The following is a 26,411-nucleotide window of genomic DNA, read 5'->3' as shown; positions in this document are numbered from 1 at the left end:
CTGCGTAATAGAAATAATGTGGAGCCGGGTTTGTTGTACCAGACCCGGCTTCATTCGTATGAAAATGAAATGGGATGTGAAATGAAGACTGAGATCATCGAATTTGCGGGCGACGTACCGGGCAATGCCATCGAACTGCGTGTGCTGCGCTTTGCAGGCAAGGGTGGCGATGCGCCGACAGCCTATCTGCAATCCTCGCTGCATGGTTCGGAGCTGCCGGGACAGGCCGCACTTCATTTTCTCATCCCGATGCTGAAAAAGGCTGGCGACGAAGGCCGCATTCTGGGCAACATCACCGTGGTGCCACAGGCCAATCCGGTGGGTTCCAACCAGTGGCTGGCCTATCAGCATCAGGGCCGTTTCGAGATGTTCTCGGCGGTGAACTTCAATCGCGCATTCCCGCTGCTGCCGGATTTCGATACCTCGGAACTGCCCGGTCCCGATGCGCCGGAAGCTTTGGCCAAGCGGCTCAAGGCGACGCTTCTCAAGCTCGCATTGCCGAACGATATCGTGCTTGACCTGCATTGCGACGACGAGAGCGAAAATTATGTCTATATCGCGGAGGAATTCGTGGAGGACATGAAGGATCTGGCGGTCGCGCTCAATTCCACAGCGATCCTTGCATGGGACACCACAGCTGACGCTGCTTTTGAGGAAGCCTGCGCGCATCCCGTTCTGCAACTGCCGAAAGACAAGCGCGATATGAAGCGCCGCGCCGTGACCACGGTGGAATTCCGCGGCCTGACCGATGTTTACGCCGATATGGGCAAGGGCGATGCGGAAGGTCTTTATAAGTTTCTCGTGCATCGCGGCGTCATCCGCGACGAGAGCGTCAAGCTCGACCTCGACTATAAGGGCCTCATATCGCCGCTTTCGAACGTCGAAATGGTCCGCGCACCGCAAGGCGGCATGGTGTTCTTCCATGTCGAGCCGGGCGATCAGGTGGAAGCAGGCGCGAAGCTCGTCACGATTGTCACCGTGCCGGGCGAACCGGAACACGACATCGTCATGACCGCGCCGCAGGCCGGTCGCATCCTGACGCGCCGCTCGCTGCGTTATGTGCGCCGTGGCGACGATCTCCTGAAACTGCTCGGTGCCAAGCCGTCTTCCGTCAAGAAGCGTGCGGGCGCACTCGAAGCATGAGTGCGACGCCCTTTGCCGACCGCCTGAAAAACATCCGTGCCGTTCTTTTCGATAAGGACGGCACACTGATCGATTTCGACCGCACATGGTTTTCGGTTTCGTGGACACTGGCGCAGCGTTCTGCCCAGCGTTTGGGAAAGGGCGACGAGCCGCATGCGCGCTCCCTGCTCGATGCCGGTGGCTATGACTGGACGGCAAAGCGTTTTCGCGCCAATTCGGTGATTGCGGCGGGAACGGTGGAGGACATCGTCTCGCTCTGGCATCCGGAACTGGACGACGCTGACCGGCGCAGCCTGATCGGCGAATATGACCGCTATGCGGTGGCGGAGGGCGCGCGTTCGGCGGTCGCCATCGAAGGCCTGCGCGAAACGCTGGAAGCGCTGCGCGCCATGGGCTATCGGCTTGGCATTGCGACGAATGATTCCGAGGCGGGCGCCCATGCGACGGCCAGGGCGCTCGGCATTGAGGGCTTCTTTGACGTGATCATCGGTTATGACACGGCAGCGCGCCCAAAACCCTTTCCCGATCCATTGCTGCATTTCGCAGAGAAGCTGGGGCTTCAGCCGCGTGAAATCGCCATGGTGGGCGATAATCTGCACGATCTCGAAACAGCGCATGCGGCGGATGCGGGACTGGCCATCGGCGTCCTGTCGGGCAACAGCCCGCGTGAGGCGCTGGAACCGCATGCCGATGTGGTGCTTCAGTCCATTGCCGGTCTGCCGCAACTGCTGAAAGCCATACCGTAAAGCTTTCCGTTTTCTGATCTTTCGTTCAGAAGAATTCATCGCAGTGACCCTTGCGGAAGCGGGGTCCTGCGGTAGCATGGCCGGATTACAACCTCATCCGAGCTTAAGTCCATGATCCTTATCGGCCAATATGATTCACCCTTCGTCCGACGTGTTGCAATCGCCATGCGCCTGTATGGCCTGCCATTCGAGCATTGGCCGTGGTCTACATTTGGCGACCGTGACCGACTGGCGGATTATAATCCGCTCAGCCGTGTGCCGACCTTGTTGCTCGACGATGGCGATGTGCTGATCGAAAGTGCGGCGATCCTCGATTATCTCGATGAGATTGCCGAGGCGGGAAAACCGCTGATCGCTGGTCACGGCATTGAACGGCGTCAGGCGTTAAAGATTTGCGCGCTGGCCACGGGGCTTGCCGACAAGGCGGTGAGCCTTCTCTATGAGGGGCTTTTGCGCAAGGAACAGTCACCAGTCTGGGTGGAGCGGTGCGAAACACAGATCGGGCGTGTGCTCGACGTTCTGGAGCAGGACTTTTCCGCGCGCGGTTCGCCGTTCTGGTTCGGTAACGATATCGGGCACGCGGATATCGCGGTTGCCTGTGCGCTGCGGTTTGTTGGCGAGGCCCATGGGCATCTCGTCGACGTCGAGAAATATCCGGCGCTGGCGACACTCGCCGGGCGCTGCGAGGCGCTCGCACCTTTTCAGGAAATCGTGCAGCCGCTTGCCCCGCCATCGGCCTGATCTAGAGCATTTCCAGCAAAAGTGCGTAGCGCTTTAGCGTGGGATAATGCGTAAAAACAAATAGATAGCGGTTGCCCGATTCCATTTTACCCGGGACCTCTCTAAAGAGAAAAGCCGGGGAGAAAACCCCGGCTGTTGATTTTTGCGATCAGTCGCGCAATTCGCGGCGCAGGATTTTACCCACATTGCTCTTCGGCAGGCTTTCGCGGAACTCGATTTCGCGCGGGCGCTTGTAATTGGTCAGTCGTTCGGCGCAGAAGGCCTTGACCTCGTCCGCCGTCAGGTTCGGATCGCGGCGCACCACATAAAGCTTCACCACTTCGCCGGAATGCTCGTTGGGAACGCCGATGGCGGCTGATTCCACAATGCCCGGATGGCCTGCTGCGACTTCCTCGATCTCGTTCGGATAGACGTTGAAGCCGGAGACGAGGATCATGTCCTTCTTGCGGTCGACAATCTTCGTATAGCCGCGCTCGTCCATGAAGCCCATGTCGCCGGTGCGGAAAAATCCGTCCGGCATGATGGCGCGGGCGGTTTCGTCAGGACGGTTCCAGTAGCCTTTCATGACCTGCGGGCCGCGCACGCAGATTTCGCCGACTTCGCCGAGCGGAAGATCATTGCCGTCATCGTCGCGGATCGCAATTTCGGTCGAAGGCATCGGCAGGCCGATGGTGCCGCTGAATTCGGTCGCGTCCAGCGCGTTGGCGCTGGCGACCGGCGAGGTTTCCGACAGACCATAGCCTTCGGTGATCAGGCAACCGGTCATGTCATGCCAGCGTTCGGCCACCGGGCGCTGCACGGCCATGCCGCCGCCAAGCGTCAGGATCATCGGCTTGAAATCCAGCGTCTGGAAATCGGGATTGTTCATCAGCCCGTTGAACAGCGTGTTGAGGCCGGGGAAGATATGGAACGGATATTTCTTCAGTTCCTTAACGAAGCCCGGAATGTCACGCGGATTGGGGATCAGGATGTTGCGCGCGCCAAGTTTCATGCCGTAAATCGCATTCACGGTCAGCGCGAAGATGTGATAGAGCGGCAGCGCGCAGACAAAGTTCAGCGCTTTCGGCCTGCCCTTGATGCGGAAGGCCACCTCATTCCACAGTTCCATCTGCTCGACATTGGCGAGAATATTGCTGTGGGTGAGCATCGCCCCCTTGGAAATGCCGGTCGTGCCGCCGGTATATTGCAGAAAGGCGAGGTCCGAACCTTCGACGGGAACCGGATTGAACGACTTCGACCTGCCTTGCGCCAGAGCATCCTTGAAGCTGACATGGCCGGGAAGGTTCCAGGCCGGAACCATCTTCTTAACCTTGCGCACCACCAGATTGACGATGTGGCCCTTGAGCCCCAGCATATCGCCCATGGAGGCCACGATGATGGTCGACAGCTTGACGGCGGGCAGGGTCTTTTCAACGGTCGCAGCGAAATTCTCCAGCACGATCAGCGCCTTGGCGCCGGAATCATTGAGCTGGTGTTCCAATTCGCGCGGCGTATAGAGCGGATTGACATTCACCACGACGAAGCCCGCGCGCAGGACGGCGGCGATCGCGATGGGATATTGCAGCACATTCGGCATCATGATGGCGACACGATCGCCCTTGACCAGACCGCGCGATTGCAGGAATGCGGCGAGCGCCCGCGCATTCTCGTCGAGCTCTTTAAAGGTCAGGTCCTTGCCCATGCAGGTGAAGGCAGGATTGTCGGGAAACTGGCGGCAGGCGGTGGCGATCATGTCACCAATGGACATGGCGCGGTTCAGCTCGAACTCATGGGGAACGCCAGCCGGATAGGATTGCAGCCAGTAGCGGTTCAACTGTCCGGGTGCAGGCTTGGCCTGCTGCGCCATGACGGTTTCGGTTGCAGATGCACTTTGCCCTGTCGCTTTTTTCGCCATTTTTTCTCCCCGGATCGCTCCGTCCGTTGCAGCTGGAGCGCCTGCGATCCCATCACCGGACCGGCGCTCTGATCGTTTGTTCGTGCACATCGCATCCGAAAGCCATTTCACAGTTTTCGGAATGTCTTCCAGCGGAACGTCATCCGCCCATCTCCCAAGCTGGCCCGTCCTCCCGGTCAGCTCCCTCCAGAATAATGTGGTCGAGTTTCCACTTCTTCGCAAGGCTTACATTGACGTAAACGTAAAATAATAAGCTGTCGAGTCTTCCTGAAAAACTTTAGCAAACGCTGGATAATGGCCGGATGTCGGCGTCAGGGACACGGGCCGCGCTGGCGGAAATGCAAATTTTGAGAACCGGAGCGTAGCTTTACCGCGTTTGACCGATCTCAGTCGTTCCGGCGAAGCGACTGGATATGTGTCCTCACAGCCCTGCTGCCGCCCGCCACCAGATCGAAATTCTTTTCGCTGCGCAGCCATTCGTTCAGCAGTCCGCTGACAATGGCGAGCAGGATCGGAGCCGCGGTGCTGGCTGTCCATTCCGGCGACAGCTCGCCGCGCCGTTCCGCAACGTCCAGAAGTCCGGTGAAAAGCGACAGCACATTGTCGCGGGCTTCCTTGATGCGCTCCACCACCGGGGCCATTTCGCCCACATATTCGCAGCGCTGGTTGATGATGGTGAAAATGACCTGCTGGCGCTCATTCGTCACGAACAGTTCCAGCGCCGAAACAATGGATTGTTCGAGCACATTGAGCGGGTTCGGATGATTGACGCTCGCCGCCTGCAGCATGATCTCTTCTTGTGGAAAGCGCGCCTGTCCGATGATGGCCTGAAATATGTCCAGCTTGTCGTGAAAGTGGAAATAGATCGCGCCACGGGTCACGCCTGCATGGGACGCGATTTCCATCAGCGATGACTGATTAACTCCGCGTTCCAGAAACATCTGCTCGGCAGCGATCAGTATGGCTTCCCGCGTTTCGGCGGCTTCGGCTTTGGTTCGGCGCATATTTGTCTCAATCTGCCGGAAAAGACTGGATTTCCTTGCTTTTTCGGCTGTACCGTGGATAAATCATTCGTGATCTACCTTTGAGCTTATTGACTATAGCATCGCAAATCGTGTTTACAAACAGATATGTATGTTTAATTGGCCGCACCTCATGGGCACCACCGGGGCGACAGCAAGGGCAACACCCATCATGACCATCCATCGTTCTATCCGGCTTTTTGCGGCGGGAGCCGCTTTTCTTGTTTTTGCAGGGCAGCCTGTTTTTGCACAGGCACCCGCAGGCGCACCGCCTGCGCAGGTTTCTGTCGTGACGATCAGACCGCACGACGTGCCCGTTACCTATGAATATGCAGCGCGCATCAGCGCCTATCGTAACGTGCAGGTTCGCGCCCGCGTCGGCGGCATTCTCCTGCATCGCAACTTCGTCGAAGGCACCGAGGTGAAGGCCGGCGAAGTGCTGTTCGAAATCGATCCAGCGCCCTATCAGGCCGAGCTTGAAAAAGCGCAGGCTCAGGTTGCGCAGGCGCAGGCGCAGTATCAGCAGTCCATCCGCGATGCCGAGCGCGCCGAACAACTGGTCCAGCAGAAGGTGCAGAGCACGGCAGTCCGCGATACGGCCTTCGCGACCCGCGATCTGAACAAGGCCGCTGTCGCCGCCGCGCAGGCGCAGTTGCGCACTGCCGAACTCAATCTGAGCTATACCAAGGTGACCGCGCCGATCAGCGGCATTACCAGCCAGGAACAGGTGTCCGAGGGCAGCCTTATCGGCACCGACGCGACATCGAGCCTTTTGACCTCGATCACGCAGCTTGATCCGGTCTATGTGAATTTCTCGTTCACCGACACGGAAGCCGCTGAAATCCAGCGGCTGCGCGCCGAACGCGGCGCGACGGGCGAGGACGCCGACCGTCTCAAGATCAAGATCCTGTTCGGTGACGGACAGGCCTATGACCATGAAGGCACGATCGACTTCACCTCGTCGTCGCTCGATACGGAAACCGGAACGCTCGGCGCCCGCGCCGTGGTCCAGAACCCGGATCGCCGCCTGATCCCCGGTCAGTTCGTGCGCGCCGTCATTCTCGGCATTCAGGTGAAAGACGCCGTGACGATCCCGAAGGCTGCCCTGATGCAGGGCCCGCAGCTGCAATTCGTCTATGTCGTGAACAAGGATGATGTCGTGGAAGTGCGCCCGGTCACGGTCGCGCGTGAACTCGCCGACGAATGGCTGATTTCCGATGGCCTCAAGGAAGGCGACCGCATTGTGACCGAAGGCGTCATCAAGGCGCATCCGGGCGCCAAGGTGCAGCCTGTGGAGGCGGCGGCTGCTGGCAACAAGGAAGCATCGTCGGCTGAAGCTGGCAAGGAACAGGCGGCAGGCAACAAATGAATAAGTTTTTCGTAGACCGCCCCGTTTTCGCGGCGGTCATATCCATTGTGCTTGTGCTTGCGGGGCTTATCTGCATCCGCATCCTGCCGATCGCCCAATATCCGGAGCTGACGCCGCCGCAGGTGGTGGTCACCGCGACCTATCCGGGTGCAAGCGCGGAAACGGTGACGCAAACCGTCGCCGCGCCGCTGGAGCAGCAGATCAACGGCGTCGAGAACATGCTTTACATGCAGTCATCGAGCCTTGGCAGCGGCACCATGCAGCTGACTGTGACCTTTGCGCTGGGCACCGACCCGGATCAGGCCACGATCAATGTCAACAACCGCGTTCAGCGCGCGACCTCTTCGCTTCCGCAGGAAGTGCAGCGTCTCGGCGTGACAGTGGACAAGCGTTCCACCACCATTCTGGGCATGGTCGCCATGTTCGCGGAAGAGGGACGCTATGACCGTACCTATGTCGGTAACTATGCGCTTTTGAACGTCATCGACGATCTGAAGCGTCTGTCGGGCGTGGGCGATGTGCAGCTGCTCGGCAATATCGATTATTCGATGCGTATCTGGCTGCGCCCGGACAAGCTCGCGCAGTATAATCTGACGCCATCCGACGTTCAGACCGCCATTCAGGAACAGAACGCGCAGTTTGCTGCAGGTCGCTTCGGCGATCAGCCTGATCCGCAGGCCGGTCCGTTCACCTATACGGCGACGACGCAGGGCCGTCTGCCGGATACAAAGGCCTTCGAAAACATCATTCTGCGGTCCAGCCCCAATGCGGCGACGTTGCGTCTGAAAGACGTGGCGCGCGTGGAACTTGGCACCGAAAGCTATCTCGTCGATAGTAATCTTAATGGAACGCCCGCCGTTCCGATTGCGATCTATCTGCAGCCGGGCGCAAACGCGCTCAACACGATGGAACTCATCCAGAACCGTATGGATGAGCTGAAGGCCAGCTTCCCGGCGGGCATCAATTATTCCATCCCGTTCGACACGACCAAGTTCATTAAGGTTTCGGTCGAGGAAGTCATCCACACCTTCATCGAGGCTATTATCCTCGTTGTCCTCGTGGTGTTCATCTTCTTGCAAAACTGGCGCGCAACGCTTATTCCCGTTATCGCGGTGCCGATCTCGATCATCGGTACATTTGCGGGCATGTATGTGCTGGGCTTCTCGATCAACCTTCTGACCCTGTTCGGTCTGGTTCTTGCCATCGGTATCGTCGTGGACGACGCCATCGTGGTGCTTGAAAACGTCGAACGTATCATGACGACCGAGAAGCTCTCGCCGCGCAAGGCCGCCATCAAGGCCATGGGCGAAGTGACGGGGCCGGTTATCGCGATTGTTCTCGTGCTTTGCGCGGTGTTCATTCCGGTTGCCTTCATGGGCGGTCTCGTCGGTGAAATGTACAAGCAGTTCGCCGTCACCATCGCGATCTCGGTAGTGCTGTCCGGTACTGTGGCGCTGACCCTGACACCGGCGCTCTGCGCGCTGATCCTGAAGCCGGGACATCATGAGCCGATCCTGCCGTTCCGCATCTTCAACCGATTCTTCGACCGGGTTACGGAAGGTTATACGGCGGGCGTTCGCTTCTTCCTCAAGCGCGTTGCCATCGGCCTTTTGATCTTTGCAGGTCTTCTGGGCAGCACGTATTTCCTGTTCCAGAAGGTTCCAAGTTCGCTTCTGCCGGATGAAGATCAGGGCTTCCTGTTCAGTGTCGCCATCCTGCCTCCGGCCGCCTCGCTGGAACGCACGACGGCGGTTCTCAATCAGGCGAGCGAAAATATCCGCAAGCATCCAGCCGTGGAAAACGTGTTTGCCGTTTCGGGTTTCGACCTCTTGTCGGGCGGTCTGAAGACCAGTGCGGGCACCATGTTCATCATGCTTAAGGACTGGAAGGAACGCACGACGCCGGATCTCGACGCGCGCAACCTGCCGGGCGCCATCATGGGCATGAATGCGGGGATCAAGGACGGCCTTGTGCTGGCCTTCAACCCGCCGCCGATCCTCGGCCTCAGCACGACCGGCGGTTTCGAACTTTATGTTCAGGACCGTACCGGCGGTGGTGTGGAATCGCTGACCAATGCCACGAAGCTGCTCACTGATGCAGCCGCCAAGCGGCCCGAGCTTGCAGGTGTACGCACGACATTCGATCCGAATGTTCCGCAATACGACATCCAGCTTGACCGCGAAAAGGCCAAGGCGATGGGCGTGCCGATCAACTCGGTGTTCACCGCCATGCAGGCGACCTTCGGCAGTGTCTATGTCAACGATTTCACGCTGTTTGGTCGTAACTATCAGGTCAACCTGCAATCCGAGGCAGAGTTCCGCCGCGATCCGAGCGATCTGAAACACGTGTTCGTGCGCGCCGACTCCGGCAGCATGATTCCGCTGAGCGCTCTTGTGACCGTCAAACGCATCGTCGGTCCCGACCAGCTCGAACGTTTCAACGCGTTCAACGCTGCAAAGGTCACCGGCAACCCGGCGCCGGGCTACACCTCGGGCGACGCCATCAAGGCGATGCAGGAAGTGGCGGCGGAAGTGTTGCCGCAGGGCTTCCAGATCGCGTGGACGGGTTCCGCCTATCAGGAAGTCACGACCAGCGGCACCGGCACGCAGGCCATGATTTTCGGTCTGTTGATGGTGTTCCTCATCCTGGCTGCCCAGTATGAGCGCTGGAGCCTGCCGCTTGCCGTTATCACGGCGGTGCCTTTCGCAATCTTCGGCGCGCTTTTGGCCACCCATCTGCGCGGACTGACCAATGACGTATATTTCCAGATCGGTCTGGTGACACTCATCGGTCTTGCGGCAAAGAATGCGATCCTGATCGTGGAATTTGCAGTGCTGGAACGCGAGACGGGCAAATCCGCCTTCGATGCGGCATTGTCTGCGGCACGCCTGCGTTTCCGCCCGATCGTGATGACCTCGCTGGCCTTCATTCTCGGCGTGGTGCCGCTGGCAATCAGCTCGGGCGCAGGCTCGGCCAGCCGTCACTCCATCGGTACGGGCGTTATCGGCGGTATGCTGGTTGCAACCTTCGTTGCGACGCTCTTCATTCCGATGTTCTACAGCATCATCGCGCGCAAGCCGCCGAAGAAGCCGGAGGACGAGGATGATGCAATCGAGCAGACGCGATCCCATGATGCGCCGAATGGCTCGGCCGGCGGTCTCTGACCGCCAGCCCTGAAACAAAAAAAGCAAAAGCCCCGCTATCCGGCGGGGCTTTTCATTTGCTCAAAATCTTGTTTCACGAACATCCTCACCGGGATGTCCCCAATGGTTTACAGATCACGCCACAGCAGCCCCGGTCTCCTCAAGCCGGGTGAATTGCGTTCTGACCCGAAAACCGCTCAGTGCAGCAGCGAGCCGATGCTCTGGAACAGTGCCCAGCCGAGAAACGCCGCCGGTACGGTCAATGCTGCCAGCATGATCCCCAGAAAGACATACGCCGCTTCATTCGGCGAGCGTTTGGTTTGTTCCGGAGTTTTGTGCCATTGTGCAGGAACGCCATCAAACATCGTATAAATCCTCCTTCTCCCCATGACAGATTAGGGATCAGGCGATTGTTTCTTCAAGTCAAAATAAATCGATGTATTTAAACTTATGTTTGTGGTAAAAGCGGCGCGTAACTGCTTGATATCGGTCGCTTTGTCAACCTTTTAGCGGCTGAAATTTCCCAAAAGTGCTTGATAGTAAACATTTTTACTTTATTACTGTAAGTATTGTTATGTCGGAAGTTTCAAAAATTTGTGAAATCCGAAATCGTTGAGTCTATGCTCTGCGTCAAAATGGCACGCATGTTTGGCCCCCTGTGGGGAGCGTGTGCAGCAAATGCCGTCATTTGAAATGCGCATTTGGGCGTGGGGTGGCCGAAAAGTGTTATCCGGCTGATTCAACCCGGGCTCAGTAAAAGCTTGTCGGGAAATAACGCAGGTACAATTCGGTCAGGACGCCCTTTTGCTGCAAGGCTTGCAGCGCATTGTTGATGGCGCTGGCGATGGCGGCGTTCTCGCCAGTCACGGCGATGCTGAGGCCGGTTCCCAGATACTGCGGCGCGAGATAGGGGCCATCGGTCAGGGCGCAGCAATTGCCGCTTTCGGCATCATTGAGCCAGAAGGACAGCGCCATGCCGTCGTCGAACACGCTATCGAGCTTGCCGCCTTTCAGGTCGGCCAGCATGGCTGCGCGATCCGGATAGGGTTTTACCAGCGCCTGTGGGAAATAGCTCTTGAGCAATTGCTCATGCGCGGTACCCGCAACAAGGCCAACCGATTTGCCGCGTGTTGCGAGCGAAGCGGGCTGGTTAAAACTCTTGCTCTTTTGCGTCGCGAAGCGGGCGGGCAGGCGCATATAGCTGCGCGAAAACACGAAATCCTTCCGCCGCGCTTCGGTGGGTTGCCAGCCGCCGATAATCGCCTCCGCATCACCTTTCAGGACACGGTCTTCCAGCTCGTTCCAGGGTACTGCTTCGATCTGGCAGATATCCTCGATGCCGAGCTGGCGGCAGAGCGCCTTGGCCAGATCGACATTATAGCCAGAGAGCTGCCCCTGATTGTTGAGCGTGTTGAACGGCGGAAAATCCACTGTGGTAATGAAACGCAGCCGCGTCAGCCTTTGCAGCGAAGGCAGGGGCAGGCGTTCCCTCTGGTTGAGGAAATCCGGAGCAGCCGGTGCCGTCTGCGCAAACGCGGTCGGGCTCGCCGCCATCGCGCCAGCTAAAATCATCAAGCTTGAAAGACACCGTTTCATGGGCAGGCTTCCTATCAGCTTCGGCATAATTTCGCGTTAACGCGCAACTTGCAAGAGTTGCATGGTGACTGGGGCTTAAAATAATGGTTGCATTTTTATAATATTTTTTTACTTTCATTTTTCAATAAAAAGCGAGGAGAAAGGTAGTAGCTCATAATTATATTCTACTATTATAAATCAATAAAATAAATATATCTGATTTATATTTGGCGAACGTCGGGGGGCGTTATGAATAACGGATCGATTGGCTTCGATCTGGAGATATGCGGCGCCATATCTGCCAGATTGCAGCGGCGCGGAGTTGCACGATGTTTGCTTATCAGGGCTTATGGCGAAGCCGTGCGCAACGGGACCACATTCTGCGCCGAACTTGTTCAGCAGCCCGGCATGACGGAAATTGCGGTTTTCGAAGCGATTGCAGACTTGTTGGGGCTGGAGTTCACGCAGGAAATACTGCCGTCTCGCGTATTCATGTCGGATGAAGAGGGCTTGCTGCGGCTCACCGATGTCGCGCAGGTCACGACCATCGGGCCTGATGGCACGACATATCTTTATATTGCGCCGGCGGAGCATCGGATCAGGAGCCTGCTTGAGCATGTGCGTGCAAATCCGTCGCTGCGCAGGCGTATCCGCATCTGCACGCCTACACTTCTCAGGCAGATCTTGCGACGGCGATACCGCGCGCGGCTGATTGACCGGGCGCGGCAGATGACGCCGCAAACCCTTTCGGCAGCCCGCGTCTTGCATAGTTGGCAAGCCTTCGTCATTGCGATGGCGCTTTATCTGCTGATCGCCGCCCTCATCAACTGGCCGCTCCAGACTTTTCTTGCCATCCATGTCCTGATGACGCTGTTCTTCTTCGGCTGCGTGCTGATCCGGCTGTTCGCGGTGACGAGCGGCGGGCGTCTGTGCTTTGTGGAACTCTTCCCGCTGAAGAAAAGTGAGTTGCCGGTCTATTCCGTGCTCGTGCCGCTTTATCGGGAAAAAGAGGTAATCGGCCAGCTGATTGCCGCGCTCAACGGGATCCACTGGCCACGCAGCAAGCTGGAAATCAAGCTCGTCTGCGAGGAAGACGATGTCGAAACCCGCTTCGCGATCGAGCGTCATCCTCTGCCTGCGAATTTCGAGGTCATTACCGTGCCGCCGGGTGGGCCGCGCACCAAGCCGAATGCGCTGAACTATGCATTGCAATTTGCGCGCGGCGAGATAGTTGCGGTGTTCGACGCCGAGGACCGCCCGCATCCCGACCAGTTACGCGAGGCATGGCAGGCTTTCCGGCGCGGCGGCGGACAGCTTGCCTGCGTGCAGGCGCCGCTGATCATCGGCAATTTCCGGCATAATCTTTTGACGCGCATGTTCGCCTTTGAATATGCGGCACTGTTTCGCGGGCTTCTGCCATGGCTGGCCAGCCGGGGGTTGGTCATTCCGCTTGGCGGCACGTCCAATCATTTCCGCCGGTCGTGTCTCGAAGAGGTCGGCGGCTGGGATGCTTTCAACGTAACCGAAGATGCCGATCTGGGCATTCGTCTGGCGCGCTATGGCTACAGTATCGGCATAATCAGTCGAGGCACCATCGAGGATGCGCCTGAGGATTACGCTGTCTGGCGCAAGCAGCGCACGCGCTGGATCAAGGGCTGGATACAGACATGGCTGGTGCATGCCCGCGACCCTTACACGGCCTTGCACCAGCTTGGCGGCTGGCGCTTTGCGATCAACCAGATTTATACGCTTGGCATTATTGCTTCGGCGCTGCTGCATCCGTTCATGCTGGTGACGCTGATCGTCCTGGTCGTAAAGCTGCTCGCGCAGCCGCTGACGCCCGCCAGTCTCTGGCTGCTGGTACTGGATGTGGTGAATATTCTGCTGGCCTATCTCAGCTTCTATCTGCTCGGCGCAAAAACCATGGAGCCGACAGAACGCGGCGGTTATGCCTATCTGCCGGGAATACCGATTTATTGGGTGCTGATTTCGCTCTCGGCCTGGCGGGCGCTGTGGCAGCTGGTGCGCAAACCACATCTTTGGGAGAAAACGCCGCACAGGCCGAGTATTTTTTACTTGGATGCCGTCGACTGCGTGATGAATGCCGAACCGCGCCCGATAATGGACTGATCTTCCGGGCCGATGGCGTCGAGGTCTCGTCCGTCATAGGGGAGGGTCAAAAGGATACGCCGGATGGCGGCCAGTCGTGCGCGCCGCTTGTCGTTGGAGCGCACGATGGTCCATGGCGCATAGCCGCTGTCGGTGCGTTCCAGCATGGTGTGGAGTGCTGCGGAATAATCATCCCAGCGCGAAATACCGGCCACATCCATCGGCGAGAATTTCCAGCTCTTGAGCGGGCTGTGGCGGCGCTCGTGAAAGCGTTTCAGCTGCATTTCCTGCCCGATATCGAGCCAGAACTTGAACAGGTGAATGCCGTCCGTCACGATCATCCGTTCGAAATCGGGCGTTTCGGTGAGGAAGATTTCAAGCTGCGCAGGAGTGCAGAAGCCCATCACCGCTTCAACGCCAGCCCGGTTATACCAGGAGCGGTCGAAGGTGACGAATTCGCCCGCCGTGGGAAAATGCGCTACATAGCGCTGGAAATACCATTGCCCGCTTTCGGTGGGGGTGGGTTTTGGCAGGGCGACGTTGCGCGCGGTACGCGGGTTCATGAATTCGCGGATGGTGAAGATGGTACCACCCTTGCCAGCCGCATCGCGCCCTTCAAAGACGCTGATGACGCGTCCGCCGGTCGATTGCAGCCAGTATTGCAGTTTGACCAGCTCGATCTGCAGGCGTTCGAGCGTCGCCTCATATTCATCGCTCTTCATGCGGGATGAATAGGGATAGCCACCGGACTGCAGCGCCTGATCGTCAATCCAGTTGGGAAGCTTGGGATCGTTGATATCGAACTTGCGGGTTTCGCCGCCGATTTTCAGCTTCAGCGGCTTATCAATGGCTGGGATATCGCTTTTCTTGTCGTTCTTTTTGTTAGCTGTCTTCGAACTGTCACCCACGGCAATTCCCTTTCGTTTATATCAATCCATGATATGGGCAGATAAGAAGGTGCGTAAAGACGTCGCTGTGGATTTTGGGGCAGATCTTCGGCACGCCTGAGGGACAAAAATGAGTGAAGACAACCGCCATACCGAGGATGCCAAGACCGCCCAGACGGCGCAGGTTCAGGAATCGTCGATTTTTGCGCCGCTAGGCAGGGTAAAAGGCGTTCTCATCGTCAGCATGGTTCTGGCGGTCTGCGTCATGGCTCTGGAACTGCCATTCTGGTTCCGGGCTGCGCTTCTGGCTCTGGTGGTGCTGGGGGCGGTGTGGGTCGCGAATGAAGTCGGTAGTGGTGAACCCGAAGCGGCGCCGGTCAAGGACGAAGACCACAGCGAGATGGCCGGTGTTTCCGGCGAGCGGCTGGCCGATCTGCTTACTGATCCGATGATCGTTTTCGACCATGGCGGCACGGTGCTGTTCGCCAATGCGGCGGCGCTTGAAGCCTTTCAATCGCTGGAAAGCGGAACGGCGCTCTATCTGCGCTTCCGCGCCCCTGAAATGCATGCGCTCATTCAGGGCGTTATTGCCGATGGCGAGCCCCGCAGCATTGAATATTTCGAGCGTGTGCCAATCGACCGCTGGTACAAGGCCATGGTCAAGGCGCTGCCGGATATGGACGGGCGGCCGGAACTCTTCGTGCTCATCTTCCGCGATCAGAGCGAGACGCGCCGCATCGACCGCATGCGGTCCGATTTTATCGCCAATGCCAGCCATGAATTGCGCACGCCGCTCGCCTCCTTGCGCGGTTTCATCGAAACCTTGCAGGGTCCGGCGCGCAATGACGTTGCCGCCCGCGACCGCTTTCTCGATATCATGCAGAAGCAGGCCGAGCGCATGTCGCGTCTGATTGACGATCTCCTGTCTCTGTCCCGGCTGGAAATGCGCGCGCATCTGGCGGTCAATGAAAGCGTCGACCTGACGGCTGTTATCAACCATGTCACCGACACGCTGACCCCGCTTGCCGCCAATCTGGATGTGGTCATCGAACGCAATCTGCCGGATCGTCCGGTGCTGGTCACGGGTGCCCGCGACGAGTTGATACAGGTGTTCCAGAACCTTGTCGAAAATGCCTGCAAATATGGGCAGGGCGGCAAGAAAGTCATCGTCACGCTGGAGCAGGACGAGACCGGCAGCGCGCCGGAAGTCGTGGCTTCGGTGCAGGATTTCGGGCCGGGCATCTCTGCCGAACATCTGCCGCGTCTGACCGAGCGGTTTTACCGCATCGATGTGGAAACCAGCCGGGCGCAGAAGGGCACCGGGTTGGGGCTTGCCATCGTCAAGCATATTCTGGCCCGCCATCGCGGACGCCTCGTCGTCCGCTCGCAGCTTGGCGAAGGCTCCACCTTCATGGTGCGCCTGCCGAAGCGCGAGGGCTGAGCGTTCAGCGCGAGAACCGGCGCAGCAATTCCCATTTGAGCGGGCGAAGCCGCTGATAAAGTCGGGTGGAGCGCAGCGATCGTAACAGTTGCTGGCTTGCCAGAGACAGTTTCCCGCGCGTTGTCCGGGCGGCAACATAATCACGCAAGGGGATCGTGCGGTCTGCGAAATCCTGCTTCCACGGCTCATTGCCGAAGCCGAGATCGAAACAGGCGTAATTGTCGGTTTTCAGCGCTTCGATCAGGCGCAGGATCAGCACCTTGCCGGGCGAATATTTGTTCCAGACACCATCTTCGAAAGTGGTGATCATCGCACAATAATGCCCGTTGCGCGTGACGCTCCACATGGTGGCGACCACCTCGTCGTCCATGGTCAGGGCGGAGAAATGCAGGGCGTTGTGGGCGGCGAGCGGTTCCGTCACCAGCTCGAAGAACTGGCGCTTTTCGGGATGAGCGTCGAAGCCCGGCACGCGGGTTTCCACGAAGCGCCGCTGCTTCTGCCGCAGCATGGCGTCGAGAATGGTGGCGCGTTCTTCCGGCGTGCGCGTGACGAGAAAGCGATAGCGGCCTGCCTGACGCAGCGCCTTGGCGCGCTTTTTTAAGGTGCGCAGGCCGCGGATCGATGCTTCGATATCGGGCTGTGCCCGGTCGAGCGTGATCCATTGCGTTGCCTCATCGCAATCGCGGTTGGAAATATACCAGAACGGATTGGGGCGGCCCTCGATGGTTTCCGGCATCTTGTCGAAAGCCGCTATGTCGAAGGGCGGCAGAGCGGCGATAATGGATTGCAGCAGCGCCTCCGCACTTGCGGCATCCCATGTCTGCCCATGGTCGGAAAGGATCGGCGCATTGTAATCGGCCACACCGTCATCGGTGAAAGCGAGGACGCGCGCGCCATGTTGCTGCTGGATGTAAAGGGGGACAAAAAGGACCGGGCGCCGTTCCTGGTCGCGCACCTCGACCAGACAAAGCTGGGCCTTGCGGGCTTGGCCATAACTCGCTTCCCAGGCGCGCAAAAACGTTTTCGACTGAAAGACGAACAATGCGCTGCCGCTGCTGTCATTTGCGTCGGGCCAGTCTTCGGATATATCATCAACGCGACTGTGTACTTCTATTTGAAAATTGGCATTCGACATCAGTAGCCTTGAAATATCTGTTTGTTTTGCCGGTTGATAAGCTTATCCGCCAATATGCATTGCCGATTCGATATTGGCATAGCGGTGTTTAGTTTATTTGAAACTAAACGGAACTATGAAACTCTGGAAAACATCCAAGAAGTGTATGTGCTTCAAGCGATGACTGTCGATAACCAACCGGTAGCGGGCAAGGCGGGGTAATGTCAGTTTCGATCATCATCAAGACTTTGAATGAAGAACAGCGCATCGCCGCCGCGATTGAAAGCGCGCTTGCAGCCTTGCCGGACGAACAGGTCGAAGTCATCGTCTCCGATAGCGGTTCGACAGATCGCACGGTGGAGATTGCCAGCGCCTATCCGGTGCGTGTGGTGCAGATCGAAGCGCCTGCGCGGGCGAGCTGCGGTCTGGGGCCGCAACTGGGCTTTCAATATTCCACGCAACCTTTCGTCGGCCTGATTGACGGGGACATGATCATCGAACCGGATTTTTTTCCGGCAGCCCTGCAATATATGGCCGACCACCCCGAAGCCGGTGGCGTCACCGGCCATGTGGTGGACCAGATTCTGGAAAGCCTTGAATTTCAGCGGCGCGCCCGCAGGCATACGCCCGAAAAGCAGGCTGGTAACATCGACCGGATGAATGGCGGCGGGCTCTACCGTCGTGCCGCAATCGAACAGGCAGGCTATTTCTCCGACCGCAACCTGCATGGCCATGAGGAGTTTGACGCGGGCGTGCGGCTGCGTACCCATGGCTGGAAATTGCACCGTCTCGACCGGCCATTCGTGCAGCATTTCGGCTATTCGATGAATGCCTACAAGCTTCTGACACGCCGCTGGAAAAGCAAATATCTGCGCGGCACGGGCGAGGTGCTGCGCGCGGCAGTCGGGCAGCCGCACTGGAAGAACGTTATAAAGGAACTGCCGGAATTGCGGCTCTGGGGCGCGGTCTATGTCTGGTGGCTGGTGGTGCTCGCCGCACTTTTGCTGGGTTTCGTCACGCCCTGGGGGCCTGTCGCAGCCCTCGTTTTCGCGCTGTTGCCTTTCGTGCTGATGTCGATCCGCGAGCGCAGCGTTTCGCTTGGCGTCTACGCGGTTGTTGCGTGGATTTTCCACGCAGCCGCCATGCCGCTCGGCTTCTTCCAGTCGCGCCGAAAGCCGCGGGACTGGATCGAAAGCCGGGTTGTGAAAGAAATATCGAAAGAGCCTCTCAAAGAGACGACATGAGAAAGCCGCGCGCCGCTTTCCTAACCTGCCTTGCCGGTCTCGGCGCTTTGGCGTGCTGGCCGGTAACGGCTGGCGCGGAAGAGTGGATGCCGGTCACCGAAACCCGGCTGGAAATGGCCCCGGGCAGCCCTCTGGACTTCTCGTCCTTTCTGCCCAACCCTGCGATCAATGAGCAAGGTCGCATCGTCGCCAATGCCGCCGGGCGTCTGGTCCGGGTTGCAAAGCCGGATGAGCCTCAGCGCCTGTTTTGCGCGTCGCTCTCCTGGCGATTGCCGTCAGCCGGGAAAATCGACCACGCCTTCATCGACCGTTATGTGCGGCAGCTGCGTCTCCATGGCTACAATATTGCGCGGCTGCATTTCATCGACACCGACCTGATGCTGGGTCGGGATGGCGACTTCAACTTCGACCCACAGGCGCTGGACCGCATTCGCTATCTGATGGCGGCGTTGAAACGCGAGGGCATCTACTGGACCATCGACGGGCTGACGGCGGAAAGCGGCGCGCTCGGCGGCAAGGATATCAACCGCTGGGGGCCGGAAGGCAATCTGAAACGCCGCATCTATGTGGACGACACCGCGTTCGACCACTGGTTGCGGTTTCAAAAGGAAGTCTATGCGACGGTCAATCCCTATACGGGGCTGGCCCCGCTGCACGACCCGGCGCTGGCGCTGATTGTTCCCTTCAATGAGAATGGCATTGAATTCACGAGTTTCGTGCATGGCAGGCCAGCGAGCGGGCCGTTCTGGCCGGGATTTGCCCCGGCTTTCAATGCGTTTTTGAAAAAACGTTATACCGGCACGGCTGCATTGTCGCGCGCCTGGGGCGGGCTTGCCGCTGGCGAAAGCCTTGAAGCGGGAACGGTGCAACTGCCACAAAGCCGCTCCGGCGGCGGTCGGCGGCTGCACGATTTTCAGGCTTTCGCCGTCGAGCGGGAACAGGCGCTGGCCGCGCGCTTCGAGGCTGCCTATCGGGCGCTGGGTTATAAGGGGCTGATCGCACCCTATAATAACTGGTTCACGGTCCAGACCGCGCTGTCGCGCATGCCGCAACAAGTGGTCAGCGCCAATACCTATCACGACTGGACCGGCTCAATGGAACCGGGAACGACGATGAAGCAGAACAGCTCCATCGCTGAGGCCGCTTTCTATGTAAGCGAGCTTGCGGCGGGGCGCTGGATCGGGCGTCCGTTCTTTGTTACCGAATATGAACATCTGTTCTGGAACCGCTATCGCTACGAAGCCGGGCTGGTGTTTCCGGCCTATGCCGCCTTGCAGGGCTGGGACGGTATTTGCCGCCACGGGCAGGGGCCGGTCACGCTCGGTTTCGACGAGGCGGAGCCGCTTCGCCAGCGCATTGTTCCCTATACATTTGCGGTCGATCCGGTGGCGCGGGCGGGCGAAACGCTGGCCTCGCTGTTGTTCCGGCGCCGCGATGTCAAAACGGCAACTTTTACCGTTCCCTTCATGATGCAGGGCGAAGCCAGCTTGGGAGATTCGCTTGAGGCGCGCGAGCCGGAAAGGCTGAAACCGCTGGCGCTGATCGGCGGTATCGGGCTTTTCGCCTCCGGTCTGCAATGGCCGGAAACCGTGACACGCGGCATCGAGATCAATTATCGCAGTGTCGCGCTGGATAATGTTCTGGGGCGTTTGAAACAGGCAGGCTTGCTTTCGCAGGACAATCCGACCGATCCCTATCGTGGCATCTTCGCCAGCGCGACCGGGGAACTCTTGCTGGAACGGGACCGCAGCCGCATGCGGGTGGTGACACCCCGCACCGAAGCTCTGGCCTTTGCCGATCTGAAGGACAGTCTGACGCTCGGGGTTGTGACACTTGGCAATGCCGAAGAGCGCGGCCTCGTTTCCGTGTCGGCGCTCGATGAACAACCCCTCGCGACCAGCGAAAAGATGCTGGTGATTTTTGCCACCGATGCGCGCAACACGGATATGCGTTTTCGCGACAGCGCGCAAAAGGTGATCGAGGATTGGGGGCGTCTGCCCGTTACACTGCTGCGCAACCGCGTCGTTATCCGGCTTGCAGGCGCCGCATCGGTCTGGAAACTGTCCGCCATCGGCCTCGACGGCAAGCTTCATGCGCCCGTTGCGACCGGCGAGGGCACAGTGGAGTTTCGTCTCGATAACGGCGCCAGCGCCAATGGGCCGACGACGTTCTTCCTGCTCGAACGCCGGTTCAGCCACTAAGCATTTCCGGTTAAAACGGAATCGTGGAGCCGATCTATCTATTTGTTTTTACGCATTATCCTGCGCAAAACCGCTTCGCACTTTTGCTGGAACTGCTCTAGCTAGAACCTCACTGGAAATCGGTTACAAGCCTGCTCCAGCTTTCTCCCGCGAGTCCGCCGACAAAGATATCGTTGTGGTCGAGGGCGTTCAGCACATCTGGATTGGCGGTCACCACACAGACATTGGCTTTCAGGCGGAAGAACATCACCGATTGCTGCGACAGCGCGCCGAGAAAGTGCGGGTCTGCACGGCCTTGCGCCGCGATATGCCCGGCCTCCTGCAAGTGGGACAGCATGACTTCGACCACGGCTTGCTCGCGGTTTTTCGGCGCCAGAATGCTGAGCACTTCGGCAATCCCGTTTGGCCGGGCATAATAGCAGAAGAAACCCACCGGCTCGCCGCTCGTGCCGGAAACCGAGCAGGAACGGAGCGCACCGGCGGCGCGGTTGTCGCGGGCAAGGTTCAAGACCCAGTGCAGGTCCTGTTCCGTCCATGCCGGATAGGCGTCATAGGTCGGCAGGAAGTGACGGATCAGGCCGATGGCGTCGCTTTGCTCAATGTCCTGCACCGTCAGCTTGCCATTGGTGAAAGTGCGCAATTTGGGCAGCGGAACGAGAGGGTCCAGAAGCTGGCCGACCTTTGTCGCAGGCCAGCCGCGCAAGGCGGCGCGGCGTTCGGCGACGAACTGGGCCACATAACTGGCAGCGCGGAAAATCCGGGTCCAGGCAAGGCCATGGGTATCGAGCGTGATGCCGCCGACTGCGCTGAAATGGCGGGTGCTGACGGGTGCTGCACTGTCGCTGAAGGAGAAATCATTGCGCCGGGAGCGCAAGGTCAGCGTCAGTTCCGCCGCGCCGCGTGGTGAGCTGCCGGGGCGCATCATATAGGCGCAGAGCAGCCTTCCCATGACGATCTTGCCGTCGACATGATAGGGGATGGGCAACACGCAAAGCGTACTGTCGATCTCGCCCTTGCTGTCCTCATGCACGATGCTGCACAGATCGGCATCGTAATAGGGGTTTTCGAAGAAAACTTGCTGGAAATAGCGGTCGAAACTCTCGTCGTTCGAGGTGGCTTCGGGTCGGAAGACCTGTCTGAACAGGTCGCGCACCGCTGGTATGTCGTCGACACGCATGGACCGGACCCGGTGTGTCCTTGTATCCGCGACAGATGTGAACCCCACTATACCCTGCCCCTCTGCCCGGGCGGACCGGGCTTAAACTTGAACCTCTTTCCTTGCAGCAGCCTCGCGGCTTCTTTTGACGAGATAGAAGACGCAGCACCACGAAGCCAACACGATACATATTTCAATAAAGTAAATGGCGGTGAACGTGCCGGTGATCGGGGCGTACCAGGTGGCTGCCGCCAGAAGCGGCGCACCCAAAATATTACCGACATTCAGCACCGCCGTGCGATAGGCGTGCTGGCTGGCAGCACCGAGCAAATCCACTGCAATCGACCACAGAGCGACGAAGATCGTGATCCAGCACAGTGTGCGGCAGAAGGCGATCAGCGTCGTATATTCCTGGCCGAACAGAAGAGGGAGATAGGGCGCGGCGATGAAGATGACCAGCGAGGTCAGCGTTCCGATCAGAAGCGAAGCACCGAGCAGACGCAGCGTGATCGGCAATGCGTGGTGAATGCCGTTGGCGCTGGCTTGCGACAGGCGCGGATAGACGAGACGGTTCATAGCCTCGATGGTCAGCATACTGCTGTCCACGATACGGCGGGTTACGCCATAGCTGCCGACGATGCTGGGTGCGACAAGCGCGCCGAGGATGAGAAGGTCGGCATTTTGGCGAATAGCGCGAAAAATGAACTGCGAGGCGAACATGATGCCGAGCCGGATTTCCTCGCGCACGATTCGATATTGCGGCGCGCCGAGCCGGCGCAAAAACCACACATAGATCGCCAGCACCAGCACATGGCAGCCGAACTGCCAGTAGGCCCACTGCACCACGGTTGAAATATCGAAGACGAGGCAGGCAATGACTGCGGCCAGCGTGCGCGCCACCGCAAAACCGACCACCGACAGGTTGGCCGATACGAAGTCGGTATGGGCGATATAGATCTGTTCGACGAGAAGAATGGCGCGGACAAGCACGATATTGGTGACGAGCAGGAAAAACATGCCGAGATAATTGCTGGCGAATTCCGGGACGGATTCAAGCCAGAACGGCAGCAGGATCATGCCGATCACTACCAGCACGACGCCGCTTGTGACGATCAGGATGATATTGTGCCCGAGCATGGCGGGGTAGATGGCCCGGTTTTGCGCCACGCGCCGCACGAGGCATTCGGCTCCGCCAAGTCCGCAAATGTAATTCGCTATGGCCGTGATCGCCATGACGGTCACGAAAAGCCCGAACTCGTGTGATCCGAGATACCGTGCCAGAATGGCAAAAGTCAGCAGCTGCGCCACATTGGCTGCAAACAGACTGCCACTCGATGCGGCATAGGACAACAAGGTGGGCCAGTAGCGTTTCAACATTTCTTACTGCGGATTTAGGGGGTAATCTGTGTCGGGCATTGTCTGCCGATGTCGGCTTTGCGCCTCGGTCCAGCCCGGCATGGCTTTTGCGGAAAGGTTGTTTCCCTCTCCCGACTTACTCAATATTGTCTTGATCTGCGGTTATTCTGCTTATTGCACATGTAGCGTTGAAATATGAACCCTAACTGAACAGGTCATGTATTTTCCAGTTTTATCGCGTATTGCTGCCCGATAGTTGTGATTAACCAATTTTTTTAATCTTCTCATATAAACAAGGCAAAGGCGCTTTTTGCGCGACGGGGCAACACGAGGGCGATCAAAGGCCCAACCATAGGATCGATCAATGTACACCTTGCGTGACCTTGCTTCGAAGGCTCAGCAACCGGTTGCTCAAAAGCGCGGTGCAGAGACGCTCGAGCAATGGAACCAGGCTTTGGCGCAGAACCATGCGCCGTCATATCCAAGGCCAGCCTCCGTTTCCGATACACCTGCTTTCGATCCGCCGCCTGCATCCCGTCCAGTGAAGCAGGAGACGGGGTCTTACGGCGGCGGGCTCATGCTGCCGGAAATCGATCTCTGGGCGGCACTCGAATGGGTGCGCGCCCGCTGGATATGGATCGTCATTCTCGCGCTTGCCGGTGCACTGGCGGGCCTTGCCTATGGCATGACGGCCAAGCCGCGCTATACGGCCTATACGGATATGCTGGTGCCGCCATCCGGCTTGCAGCTTTTGCCCAACGATATCTATGCTCAGAGCCTTCAGGCTGACAGCCAGATTCTCGACATCGAAAGCAAGATGAAAATGCTGGTGTCGGGCAATGTGCTGCGTCGTGTCGTGCAGGATCTCAACCTGCAAAGCGATCCGGAATTCGTACCGCCGCCTGCCGGTTTCGATCTGCGCGCGCTGGTTGGACTTGGCAAACCGAAGGGTGCATCCGACGACACGCTGACGGCGGTGCGCGCCTTGTCACAACGCATTGTCGTGAGCCGTCCAGAGCGGTCCTATCTCGTGACCATCGGTGTCTGGACTGATAATCCCGAAAAATCGGTCAAGGTTGCCGATACTCTGGCGCAGTCGTTTCAGGAAGAAGTGGCAGAGGCGGATGCCGATGGCGCAGGTCGCGCTGCTGCGGCCTTGTCGGAACGCCTGACCTCCTTGCAGAAAGCCGCCACCGATGCGGAAGAGAAAGTCGCCGCTTTCCGCCGCGCGCATGGTCTTCAAACCACCGGCGGCGAACTGGTCAGCGCGCAGTCCATGGCGCAGATCAACACGAAGCTGGTCGATGCCAAGGCGCGCCAGACCGACGCCAGCACCCGCTATAACGAGCTGACCCGTGATACGGGCAGCCCGGTTGGCCCGGCAAGCACGCTGCAATCGCCGACCATGACCAATCTGCGCAGCCAGTATGCGACGCTGAAGCAGCGTTACGATGCGCTGACCATGACCTATGGCCCGCGCTATCCCGAGCTTATCAACACGCAGCGCCAGCTCGACGGGCTGGAACAGCAGATCGCCAATGAACGCTCGCGCATCCTGCAATCGGCAAAGGTCGATCTCGATCAGGCCAATGCGGTTGTCAATGCGCTCAATGCGCAGGCCGCGACGGCGCGCTCTGCGGTAGCGCTGGACAATGATGCGCAGGTGCAGCTGTCCGATCTCGAACGCGACATGACCGCCAAAGTGTCCATCTACAACACGTTCCTGACGCGCTCGACGGAAACGCATCAGCGCCAGCAACTCGACGCCACCAATATCCGCGTGATCTCGACGGCGATCCCGCCCGTCAGCCGCAGCTGGCCGCCGCGCACCGTGTTGCTCGGTGCAGCCGGTGGTTTCGTGGGGCTCGGTCTCGGCGTGGCGCTGGCGCTGGCGCTGGGTTATCTTGGCGCCTGGCGGAGAAATCGGGAGAGCCGTGTCTGACCTCGCTTCCCATCGGCGTGTGACGGCCCCTGTCCCAGTCAAAGCATCGCCCCGCGACCTGACGACGGTATCGTCATCGCTGGGCGTTGCCCTGTTTCTGATCATGTTTCTGTTCATGTGGGTGGGGATCAGCCCCTATCCGACTTCCAGTGCTGAACTGGGCACTGCTGCCTCGGCAGGGCAATCGAACCTGCTGAACCAGCTGCTGACGCTGGGACTGACCGCAGGCTTCATCGCTTGCGGCCTGAGCAGCCCCTTGCGCCAGACCATTCTCCAGCCGCGAACGCTTCTGGTAATGCTGTTCATCTGGATGTTCGTGACGGCCCTTGTCTCGGCGCATCCTTCGATCGCAAGCCGCAAGGTGGTGCTGTCGGTATTGATGGCGCTCAATGCCAGCATATTCCTGCTTTTGCCGCGCTCCGCCACCCAGATGGCGCGGCTCCTGCTGATCGGGTCGTTCATCACGCTCGGCTTTGCCTATTTCGGCGTTATCTTCATGCCGAGCCGGGCCATCCATCAGGCAACAAATGTCATCGAGCCGATGCTGGCGGGCGCATGGCGCGGACATTTTCCGCACAAGAACGCTGCTGCTGCTGCATTGGTGCTGCTCAGCTTCTTCGGCCTTTATGGCTGGCAAATGGGGTATCGTAAGGCAGGCGGGCTGGTCGTGGCGCTCTGTGTCTTCTTCCTGCTGCACACGGGCGGCAAGACATCGACGGCCATGCTGCCCTTCATTGCCATCATATCGCTGATCTTCACGCATTGGCGCTGGACACGCATTCCGATCTCGATCGGCGGGGTGGCGGCGTTCAATTTCGTCGCCATTGGAGCTGCGGTTTCCGACCCCATCCGCCAGCTGATCACCAGCATCGGCATTGACGCGACATTTACCAACCGCGCCGATATTTGGCGCATAGCCTTTTCGGCAGTCGCTAAAAAGCCGATATTCGGTTACGGGCTGGACTCTTTCTGGAAAACCCCGGAAATGGTCTATGCCGGGGGAGGCGGGGCGACATGGGCAGTCGCAGCCTTCAACGCGCATAATGCCTATCTGGATATGATGATCAATGCGGGCGTTTTCGGCCTGATCCTGATGCTGATCTGGCTGATGATCCTGCCGCTACGTTATATCAAAGCAGCCGAAGCGACGGGGAACGATCCGGCATTGACGCTTCTTTTCAGCCGTTTGTGGTTGTACGGCCTCTATGCATCCTGCATGGAAAGCACGTTTTTCCAGAATGGCAGCGCCGTCTGGTTTTGTTTGATGATTGCCGTTTTCGGCATGCGCCTTCAGGCGAAGGCGCGACTTGTAAGTTAAGCTTTTTGGG

At 58.7% G+C, this 26,411-nt stretch carries 19 protein-coding genes; 11 read left to right on the top strand and 8 right to left on the bottom strand.

Annotation, left to right across the window (positions count from 1 at the left end; translation table 11 throughout):
* The first annotated feature begins 81 nt into the window (after positions 1–81).
* The 3 genes from WIX40_RS12320 (at position 82) to WIX40_RS12310 (ending at position 2,630) form a co-directional block, all read left to right on the top strand.
* Positions 82–1,143, top strand: a complete 1,062-nt coding sequence (locus WIX40_RS12320; RefSeq protein ID WP_171316717.1) for a succinylglutamate desuccinylase/aspartoacylase family protein — start codon at positions 82–84, stop codon at positions 1,141–1,143.
* Positions 1,140–1,889: an HAD family hydrolase gene (locus tag WIX40_RS12315; RefSeq protein ID WP_339440014.1), complete on the top strand. Its 750-nt coding sequence runs from the start codon at positions 1,140–1,142 to the stop codon at positions 1,887–1,889. Before WIX40_RS12320 ends, WIX40_RS12315 begins: the two co-directional genes overlap by 4 nt.
* A 111-nt stretch (positions 1,890–2,000) precedes the next feature.
* Positions 2,001–2,630: a glutathione S-transferase family protein gene (locus WIX40_RS12310; RefSeq protein ID WP_109368327.1), complete on the top strand. Its 630-nt coding sequence runs from the start codon at positions 2,001–2,003 to the stop codon at positions 2,628–2,630.
* A gap of 148 nt (positions 2,631–2,778) precedes the next feature.
* Here WIX40_RS12310 and WIX40_RS12305 read toward each other — a convergent pair whose 3' ends face one another.
* Positions 2,779–4,524, bottom strand: coding sequence for a long-chain fatty acid--CoA ligase (locus WIX40_RS12305; RefSeq protein WP_339440013.1), 1,746 nt, complete (start codon positions 4,522–4,524; stop codon positions 2,779–2,781).
* A gap of 386 nt (positions 4,525–4,910) precedes the next feature.
* Complete coding sequence (locus WIX40_RS12300; RefSeq protein ID WP_109368329.1) at positions 4,911–5,528, bottom strand: TetR family transcriptional regulator; 618 nt, start codon at positions 5,526–5,528, stop codon at positions 4,911–4,913.
* A gap of 190 nt (positions 5,529–5,718) precedes the next feature.
* Between WIX40_RS12300 and WIX40_RS12295 the strand changes: the two genes are divergently transcribed.
* Together WIX40_RS12295 and WIX40_RS12290 are read left to right on the top strand one after the other, a co-directional pair.
* A complete protein-coding gene (locus WIX40_RS12295; protein ID WP_171316709.1) occupies positions 5,719–6,915 on the top strand; it encodes an efflux RND transporter periplasmic adaptor subunit in 1,197 nt (398 codons plus the stop codon).
* Complete coding sequence (locus tag WIX40_RS12290; protein ID WP_339440012.1) at positions 6,912–10,079, top strand: efflux RND transporter permease subunit; 3,168 nt, start codon at positions 6,912–6,914, stop codon at positions 10,077–10,079. Before WIX40_RS12295 ends, WIX40_RS12290 begins: the two co-directional genes overlap by 4 nt.
* A gap of 176 nt (positions 10,080–10,255) precedes the next feature.
* Here the strand turns inward: WIX40_RS12290 and WIX40_RS12285 are convergent, their stop codons facing one another.
* Together WIX40_RS12285 and WIX40_RS12280 are read right to left on the bottom strand one after the other, a co-directional pair.
* A complete protein-coding gene (locus tag WIX40_RS12285; RefSeq protein WP_167836049.1) occupies positions 10,256–10,423 on the bottom strand; it encodes a hypothetical protein in 168 nt (55 codons plus the stop codon).
* Positions 10,424–10,808: 385 nt separating this feature from the next.
* Entirely contained in the window at positions 10,809–11,654 is an 846-nt protein-coding gene (locus WIX40_RS12280) for a transporter substrate-binding domain-containing protein (RefSeq protein ID WP_371834130.1), read from the bottom strand.
* A gap of 228 nt (positions 11,655–11,882) precedes the next feature.
* Here WIX40_RS12280 and WIX40_RS12275 point away from each other — a divergent pair, with 228 nt between their 5' ends.
* Positions 11,883–13,763: a glycosyltransferase gene (locus WIX40_RS12275; RefSeq protein WP_339440011.1), complete on the top strand. Its 1,881-nt coding sequence runs from the start codon at positions 11,883–11,885 to the stop codon at positions 13,761–13,763.
* Here the strand turns inward: WIX40_RS12275 and ppk2 are convergent.
* The gene (ppk2, locus tag WIX40_RS12270) at positions 13,706–14,650 is read right to left on the bottom strand and encodes a polyphosphate kinase 2 (RefSeq protein WP_109368334.1); all 945 of its coding nucleotides are present in this window, start codon (positions 14,648–14,650) and stop codon (positions 13,706–13,708) included. The two genes, WIX40_RS12275 and ppk2, sit on opposite strands and share 58 nt — an antisense overlap.
* Positions 14,651–14,759: 109 nt before the next feature.
* On the opposite strand from ppk2, the gene WIX40_RS12265 reads away from it, so the two are divergent.
* Positions 14,760–16,070: an ATP-binding protein gene (locus WIX40_RS12265; protein WP_339440009.1), complete on the top strand. Its 1,311-nt coding sequence runs from the start codon at positions 14,760–14,762 to the stop codon at positions 16,068–16,070.
* Between the two features lie 4 nt (positions 16,071–16,074).
* Here the strand turns inward: WIX40_RS12265 and WIX40_RS12260 are convergent, their stop codons facing one another.
* Positions 16,075–17,205: a GNAT family N-acetyltransferase gene (locus tag WIX40_RS12260; RefSeq protein ID WP_339440008.1), complete on the bottom strand. Its 1,131-nt coding sequence runs from the start codon at positions 17,203–17,205 to the stop codon at positions 16,075–16,077.
* A 200-nt stretch (positions 17,206–17,405) separates the two neighbouring features.
* Here WIX40_RS12260 and WIX40_RS12255 point away from each other — a divergent pair, with 200 nt between their 5' ends.
* Together WIX40_RS12255 and WIX40_RS12250 are read left to right on the top strand one after the other, a co-directional pair.
* Entirely contained in the window at positions 17,406–18,428 is a 1,023-nt protein-coding gene (locus tag WIX40_RS12255) for a glycosyltransferase family 2 protein (protein WP_171316699.1), read from the top strand.
* Entirely contained in the window at positions 18,425–20,629 is a 2,205-nt protein-coding gene (locus tag WIX40_RS12250) for a glycoside hydrolase (RefSeq protein WP_339440007.1), read from the top strand. Before WIX40_RS12255 ends, WIX40_RS12250 begins: the two co-directional genes overlap by 4 nt.
* A 109-nt stretch (positions 20,630–20,738) precedes the next feature.
* Here the strand turns inward: WIX40_RS12250 and WIX40_RS12245 are convergent, their stop codons facing one another.
* Positions 20,739–21,806, bottom strand: coding sequence for a hypothetical protein (locus tag WIX40_RS12245; protein ID WP_339440006.1), 1,068 nt, complete (start codon positions 21,804–21,806; stop codon positions 20,739–20,741).
* An 81-nt stretch (positions 21,807–21,887) separates the two neighbouring features.
* Positions 21,888–23,162 (bottom strand): lipopolysaccharide biosynthesis protein, encoded by a 1,275-nt coding sequence (locus WIX40_RS12240; RefSeq protein ID WP_180917925.1) that lies wholly within the window; start codon positions 23,160–23,162, stop codon positions 21,888–21,890.
* A gap of 343 nt (positions 23,163–23,505) precedes the next feature.
* Between WIX40_RS12240 and WIX40_RS12235 the strand changes: the two genes are divergently transcribed.
* Entirely contained in the window at positions 23,506–25,083 is a 1,578-nt protein-coding gene (locus tag WIX40_RS12235) for a GumC family protein (RefSeq protein WP_339440005.1), read from the top strand.
* Positions 25,076–26,401: an O-antigen ligase family protein gene (locus WIX40_RS12230; protein WP_339440004.1), complete on the top strand. Its 1,326-nt coding sequence runs from the start codon at positions 25,076–25,078 to the stop codon at positions 26,399–26,401. Before WIX40_RS12235 ends, WIX40_RS12230 begins: the two co-directional genes overlap by 8 nt.
* Positions 26,402–26,411 lie beyond the last annotated feature (10 nt).

The organism is Ochrobactrum teleogrylli (assembly GCF_037482325.1).
GTDB lineage: Bacteria > Pseudomonadota > Alphaproteobacteria > Rhizobiales > Rhizobiaceae > Brucella > Brucella teleogrylli.
Note: the sequence above shows the minus strand (reverse complement) of the source record. Positions and strands in the feature narration are given on the sequence as shown.

Bases quoted from the DNA above. Each gene is read 5' to 3' on its own strand.
- WIX40_RS12260 (WP_339440008.1), bottom strand. From the start codon at position 17,205: ATGTCGAATGCCAATTTTCAAATAGAAGTACACAGTCGCGTTGATGAT.
- WIX40_RS12275 (WP_339440011.1), top strand. From the start codon at position 11,883: ATGAATAACGGATCGATTGGCTTCGATCTGGAGATATGCGGCGCCATA.
- WIX40_RS12235 (WP_339440005.1), top strand. From the start codon at position 23,506: ATGTACACCTTGCGTGACCTTGCTTCGAAGGCTCAGCAACCGGTTGCT.
- WIX40_RS12280 (WP_371834130.1), bottom strand. From the start codon at position 11,654: ATGAAACGGTGTCTTTCAAGCTTGATGATTTTAGCTGGCGCGATGGCG.
- WIX40_RS12300 (WP_109368329.1), bottom strand. From the start codon at position 5,528: ATGCGCCGAACCAAAGCCGAAGCCGCCGAAACGCGGGAAGCCATACTG.
- WIX40_RS12285 (WP_167836049.1), bottom strand. From the start codon at position 10,423: ATGTTTGATGGCGTTCCTGCACAATGGCACAAAACTCCGGAACAAACC.
- WIX40_RS12305 (WP_339440013.1), bottom strand. From the start codon at position 4,524: ATGGCGAAAAAAGCGACAGGGCAAAGTGCATCTGCAACCGAAACCGTC.
- WIX40_RS12320 (WP_171316717.1), top strand. From the start codon at position 82: ATGAAGACTGAGATCATCGAATTTGCGGGCGACGTACCGGGCAATGCC.
- WIX40_RS12245 (WP_339440006.1), bottom strand. From the start codon at position 21,806: ATGCGTGTCGACGACATACCAGCGGTGCGCGACCTGTTCAGACAGGTC.
- WIX40_RS12290 (WP_339440012.1), top strand. From the start codon at position 6,912: ATGAATAAGTTTTTCGTAGACCGCCCCGTTTTCGCGGCGGTCATATCC.
- WIX40_RS12310 (WP_109368327.1), top strand. From the start codon at position 2,001: ATGATCCTTATCGGCCAATATGATTCACCCTTCGTCCGACGTGTTGCA.
- WIX40_RS12295 (WP_171316709.1), top strand. From the start codon at position 5,719: ATGACCATCCATCGTTCTATCCGGCTTTTTGCGGCGGGAGCCGCTTTT.
- WIX40_RS12240 (WP_180917925.1), bottom strand. From the start codon at position 23,162: ATGTTGAAACGCTACTGGCCCACCTTGTTGTCCTATGCCGCATCGAGT.
- WIX40_RS12255 (WP_171316699.1), top strand. From the start codon at position 17,406: ATGTCAGTTTCGATCATCATCAAGACTTTGAATGAAGAACAGCGCATC.
- WIX40_RS12315 (WP_339440014.1), top strand. From the start codon at position 1,140: ATGAGTGCGACGCCCTTTGCCGACCGCCTGAAAAACATCCGTGCCGTT.
- WIX40_RS12250 (WP_339440007.1), top strand. From the start codon at position 18,425: ATGAGAAAGCCGCGCGCCGCTTTCCTAACCTGCCTTGCCGGTCTCGGC.
- WIX40_RS12265 (WP_339440009.1), top strand. From the start codon at position 14,760: ATGAGTGAAGACAACCGCCATACCGAGGATGCCAAGACCGCCCAGACG.